At 60.6% G+C, this 2,155-nt stretch carries 1 protein-coding gene; it reads left to right on the top strand.

What is annotated here, in order from left to right:
- The coding region (locus tag NKI25_RS36110; RefSeq protein ID WP_353000938.1) for a non-ribosomal peptide synthetase at positions 1-2,155 on the top strand (2,155 nt) is incomplete at both ends.

Raw genomic sequence — 2,155 nt, 5'->3', positions numbered from 1 at the left:
CGGTGGTTCATGAGGACGAGGCGCTCTCCTATGGCGAACTCAACGCCCGGGCCAACCGGCTGGCCCATCATCTGATCGCCCTTGGGGTCAAGCCGGATCAGCCAGTGGCGATCTGCGTCGAGCGCAGCCCGGCGATGGTGGTGGGGCTGCTGGCGATCCTGAAGGCGGGCGGCGCTTATGTGCCGATCGATCGCGCTCTTCCATCTGCGCGACAAGAATGGCTGATGGCCGATTGTGCTGCGCGCCTGGTGCTTAGCGAGAGTGACGATGATGATCTGCTTGAGGTGACGATCCCTGTTCTGGCCATTGAGCCGCTCATGGCTGGGACTGGGTCTAGTGCCGATCCTGGCCTGGCATTGAGCGCCGAGGCTGCTGCTTACGTGATGTACACCTCCGGCTCGACCGGCCTTCCCAAGGGGGTTGTTGTTGCTCACCGTGCGGTCAACCGGCTCGTCATCAACAATGGCTATGCGCAGTTCAGCTCGAGTGATCGTGTGGCGTGGGTGGGTAATCCCGCCTTCGACGCCAGCACATTTGAAGTGTGGGCGCCGCTGCTCAACGGTGGCTGCATCATTGCATTGGATGCCACGACCGTCATAAATCCTTCAAATTTTGCCAAGTCACTTGAACAGCAACGGGTGACAACCCTTTTTCTAACAACAGCGTTATTCAACCAATATACGTCATCGATCGCTCCGACGTTAGCACAACTTAAGTACCTCCTCTGTGGAGGCGAGGTCAGTGACGTTCCCTCATTTTTGAGATTGCTGAGAGAAGAAGGTCCTGTACGCCTCATTCACTGCTACGGTCCGACCGAGACAACGACCTTCGCGACAGTCTGCGAGATCGCCCAATCTGTCGGGGGGCTGGCCTCCATCCCGATCGGGCGCCCGATTGCGAACACGCGGGTGTACCTGCTGGACGGTCATGGTGGGCCCGTGCCGTTCGGGGCGGTGGGTGAGCTTTACGTTGGCGGGGCCGGCGTTGCGCGTGGCTACCTGAACCGGCCTGATCTGACGGCGGAGCGGTTCATCGCCAGTCCCTTTGTGGAAGGCGATCGGCTGTATAAGACCGGCGATCTGGCGCGTTATCTGCCGGACGGCAATCTGGAGTTTTTGGGCCGCAACGACGAGCAGGTGAAGATCCGCGGCTTCCGCATCGAGCCGGGCGAGATCGCGGCGCGGCTTTGCGAGCACGCCTGGGTGCGCGAGGCGGTGGTGGTGGCGCGCCAGGACCGGGCCGGCGACAAGCACCTTGTCGCCTATGTCGTGTGTGGACCCGAGGCAGGATCGGACGAGGACGATGGCGGCGGGCTTGCCGGCGCCTTGCGCGCGCATGTGAGCGGGCGGCTGCCGGACTACATGGTGCCGGCTGCGTTCGTGCGGCTCGCGGCGCTGCCGCTGACGCCGAACGGCAAGCTCGACCGCAAGGCACTGCCGGCGCCGGCCGACGGCGCCTATGCGCGGACGGCCTATGAGGCGCCGCAGGGCGCGGTCGAGACGGCGCTGGCACAGATCTGGGCGGAGCTTCTCGGTGTCGAGCGGGTCGGGCGCCACGACAACTTCTTCGAACTGGGCGGCCATTCGCTCCTGGCGGTGCAGTTGCTCAGTCGAGCATTAGATCTTGGGCTGGACTTTAGCGCCGCTGACCTCTTCCAAGCCCCTGTTCTGAAGGAACTTGCATCGAAGATTCATTTGGAGCCACAGTCCAGGAGTCGCGGAGTGATTTCCATTCGACCAACCGGATCGCAGCCACCGCTCTTCTTTGTCCCCACAGGTTTTGGCGATTGTTCCTACGTCCTCAGGTTGGTGGAGGAAATGGACGTAGACTGTCCCGTCTACGCTTTACCATGGCCGTCTTTCGATGAAGTTCGTCCACTGACCCTTGAAGCGATAGCTGATCAGGTCATCCTCGCGATCAAAGAAATTCAACCGCAGGGACCATATCGCTTCGCTGGATACTCATCAGGCGGAATCTTGGCTTACGCAATCGCCCAGCGCTTGCTGAGTCTCGATGACGCTGTGTCGTTCATCGCTCTCATCGATGTTACGCTACCTGCAAACGTGACAAAGATATCACCCATCCAAATGGTACGAGACGTCGTGCTCGATTCTTTTGAACCCTTAGATGATGAGAGCTTCGAAGTGTTGGAGAA

Source organism: Mesorhizobium sp. M0808, from assembly GCF_040320025.1.
Taxonomy (GTDB): Bacteria; Pseudomonadota; Alphaproteobacteria; order Rhizobiales; family Rhizobiaceae; genus Mesorhizobium.
The sequence above is the reverse complement of the archived record's forward strand: the minus strand, read 5'-3'. Positions and strand labels throughout refer to the sequence as shown.